The organism is Boudabousia marimammalium (assembly GCF_001936115.1).
Classification (GTDB): Bacteria; Actinomycetota; Actinomycetes; order Actinomycetales; family Actinomycetaceae; genus Boudabousia; species Boudabousia marimammalium.
Genome location: NZ_MPDM01000014.1, coordinates 1 through 3,027 on the forward strand (window position 1 = coordinate 1; position 3,027 = coordinate 3,027).

4 protein-coding genes are annotated in these 3,027 nt (G+C 52.3%); 2 read left to right on the forward strand and 2 right to left on the reverse strand.

All coding sequences use genetic code 11. The annotated features are described in order from the left end of the window. A partial coding sequence (locus BM477_RS08385) for a hypothetical protein (RefSeq protein WP_158024419.1) occupies nucleotides 1–339 on the forward strand: 339 nt, incomplete at its 5' end. Nucleotides 340–437: 98 nt separating this feature from the next. Here the strand turns inward: BM477_RS08385 and BM477_RS08100 are convergent. Together BM477_RS08100 and BM477_RS08105 are read right to left on the reverse strand one after the other, a co-directional pair. Beyond that, nucleotides 438–1,010 carry an NADPH-dependent FMN reductase gene (locus BM477_RS08100; protein WP_075362163.1) on the reverse strand — a complete coding sequence of 191 codons (573 nt, stop codon included), beginning with the start codon at nucleotides 1,008–1,010 and terminating at the stop codon, nucleotides 438–440. A gap of 51 nt (nucleotides 1,011–1,061) precedes the next feature. After that, nucleotides 1,062–1,955: a prephenate dehydratase gene (locus tag BM477_RS08105; RefSeq protein ID WP_075362164.1), complete on the reverse strand. Its 894-nt coding sequence runs from the start codon at nucleotides 1,953–1,955 to the stop codon at nucleotides 1,062–1,064. 209 nt (nucleotides 1,956–2,164) lie between these two features. Here BM477_RS08105 and BM477_RS08110 point away from each other — a divergent pair, with 209 nt between their 5' ends. After that, nucleotides 2,165–2,572, forward strand: a complete 408-nt coding sequence (locus BM477_RS08110) for a hypothetical protein (protein ID WP_075362165.1) — start codon at nucleotides 2,165–2,167, stop codon at nucleotides 2,570–2,572. Nucleotides 2,573–3,027 lie beyond the last annotated feature (455 nt).

Below are 3,027 nucleotides of genomic sequence, written 5' to 3' on the forward strand. Positions count from 1 at the left end.
ACACCCAAAAAGACACCCAGCATCCATCATCAATCCCAACCAAAAAACAGAATCATCAAAAATAAAGAAATCAACAAAAAATCAAAAAATAACAAAAACAAAACCACACAACCAAAAAAAGCCATGCAATCCCATCAAGACATAAAAGAAAAAATAGACACACTATCGAGTTATCAAACAACACCCCCACAACCAAAATTCCCAGCAAACAAGCCAAAAACCTCAGAAGAAGATTTGTTTCCGTCGCTCTCGGCGACAAGAATCAAGCTTAGAGCATTCACCAAGGCAATGCAATTTGAAAAACTGCTACCTGCGTCACATGCCGACACGGACGGCTAGGGGAACACTGCTACGCCCTCGTAAATAGAAACTTCCGGACCCCGCAAACTGGTATTTGCGAGAACCCGGAAGCCCCATTTACGTAAGCTAAACCGTGCCTAGTGGCGCGGGTTTGCCTCTACCACCTGGCAGAAGTCAGCGATGTAACCACGAATGAACTCGATGGTGCTTTCGTTGTTAATGCGGTCATCCTCACCAATCAGATCATGGGAGTTACCGATGAACACCTCGGGCTGCAAAACCATGGGCATAGCAAAGTAGGACAGCGCCAGCTTCAGGTTCTTATGGGAGCTGTAGCCGCCCATCTTGCCGATAGAGTGGCTGATAATGCCGGCAGGCAAACCCTTCCAGGCGACATCCGAGTTCGGCTTGGAACAAATGTCCACAGCGTTCTTCAAGCAGGCCGGAATGGTGCGGTTGTTTTCCGGGGTGACGAAAAGGACACCGTCGGAAGCCTTAATGATTTCACGGAACTTGGTGTACTCTTCCGGGGTCGGCTTGTCGGTGACGGCCGGATCGTCGTAATCAAAGTCGTATAGCGGCAGGTCGCGGATTTCTACGATTTCAGCCTCGTAGCCCTCGGGGAACAGCTCGATCGCGTGCTTCGCAATCTTGCGGGCCACGGAGGCGCGGCGCAGACTTCCCACTAGGACGGTAATTTTCTTTGCCATTATTAGCTCCCAAAATGTTGACGTTATTAGGTTGCGCGAATGCGCTTGCGTTTACAGCTTATCTGGTTCGCTAGGAGCAGGGAACGTGCGTTCACCTGACGCGGAAAGGGTTTCCGCCCGGAACGGGTGCGCCGGATAGCAGCCCATCACTTTCAGATAGCTGACGAAGAAGGAGAGCTCCTCCAAAGCTAGCTGCACATTATGGTCTTCCACGTGGCCGTCAATATCAATGTAGAACTGTGAGGCCTGGAAGGTTCCGCCCAGCTGGTAGCTTTCCAGTTTGGTGATGTTGACTGAGTTCGTCGCGAAACCACCCAGGCATTTGTAGAGCGCAGCGGGCACGTTCCGGGCCCGAAACAGCACGGTCGTGATGGCGGGCCGCTCTTTTGTGATTTGTGGTTGCGGCGATAGCAGCAGGAAACGGGTCGCGTTCGTACTGGTGTCCTCCACCCCGGCAGCTAGCACTTCAAGCCCGTACAGTGGCGCAATCCCGGCCGGCGCGAGGGCCGCAATGCTGGGATCTTTCAAGAAGGCAACTTCCCGAGCGGCCCCTGCCGTGTCCGCACTGGTGTGCCGTTTCCAGTCGTATTGCTCTAGGAGTTTTCGGCACTGTCCGAACGCGTGTACGTGGGAACGCACAGTTTTTATGGTGCCGAGGGTGGCTCCTGGGTTGGCCACCAGATCGAAACGAATCGGCAGGAAGTGTTCCCCAATGATGTGGAGGTTAGAGTCCGGTAGCAGAGAGTGCGGGTCAGCGACCCGGCCGGCGGATGAGTTCTCCACCGGAATGAGAGCCAGGTCCGCGCTACCATTCTTCACGGCATCGAAAGCCGCGTCGAAAGAGTCGCAGGGGAAAATCTGGGCGTTAGGCAGTATCTGTTGCACCGCCATTGCCGAATTCGAACCGGCTTCACCCTGAATCGCCACTAACTGAGTCTGTTTCATGTTTCCATCCTACCTGCCGCCAGGGACACTTTAAGAGCCCTCCCTGGTTTCACGGTTTTCTGTAGTGCTTTCGCTCTGAAATCTAGGCGGCCTGGCGGCTGGGGTGATGATAGCGTGGTTAGTGGCGCGGCCGAGTATTTGACGGAGCCGGAAAGTCCGATTGAGGAGTATTCGCGCGACGGTTTCTGGAGCAGAGGCTAGGAGGGATTATGCGTAGGTTTATTGCTTTGGTTTTGCTGGCGGTGGGTTTGCTACTGCAGTTGCTGGCCATGTACCGGCTGCTGCTGGTTATCTCTGGCACCGAGGGTTCCTCCTGGCTGATGCCCGCCTTGTTTGCGGTCGGATTTTTCGCGCTTTCCGTCCCCGTGCTGATGCTGGGTTCCTTGTTATTGAGGAGGACGAGGAAGATTGCGGACATGTCGGCCGCCGAGATTACTGACTCGCTGGAAGCCATAGCCCCGGTAGCGCAAGAAATGGGCATGACGGAAGCAGAGCTGAAACTCGAAGTTCAAGAGATTACGATTGAGGAGATTCGCAAAGACAGTGATCTGACCGGCGAGCAAAACGGCGGCAGAGTCATAGAGTACAACCCCCGCCGCGGATTCTTTGGCCGCTAACTGCGTGGGGTTTGTGAGTAACTATTATCTGTACTCTAAGACAAGAGCTTAAGGTTGGTGCGGCTACTCTAACCGCACCAACCCATCATTCTCTATTTATTTCTTCTCTCGAACAGTAGTCCTAGGATGCTTACTAGCGTAAGTATCTGAGACAAATCTCCCGGTAACAGCGGACCGACACCGCTCATTGTTTTTTGCTTTCTTAGCCAAGTTACACCTCCTTTCATTTCACATACCAAGAGTACCTAATATACCCTACATATGCAACCTATTATACGTTCATTTCTTTCAACCAGTAAAATCTGGTAGAGTACACGCATCACTTACCCTACATATGCTGGGTTTTAGTACATTTTCCCTTTGATATACTTGCAAACGTGCGTGCAGAACTTGCCCGTCAGCTGGGTTTTAGTACATTTTCCCTTTGATATACTTGCACACACCACCCATCTACA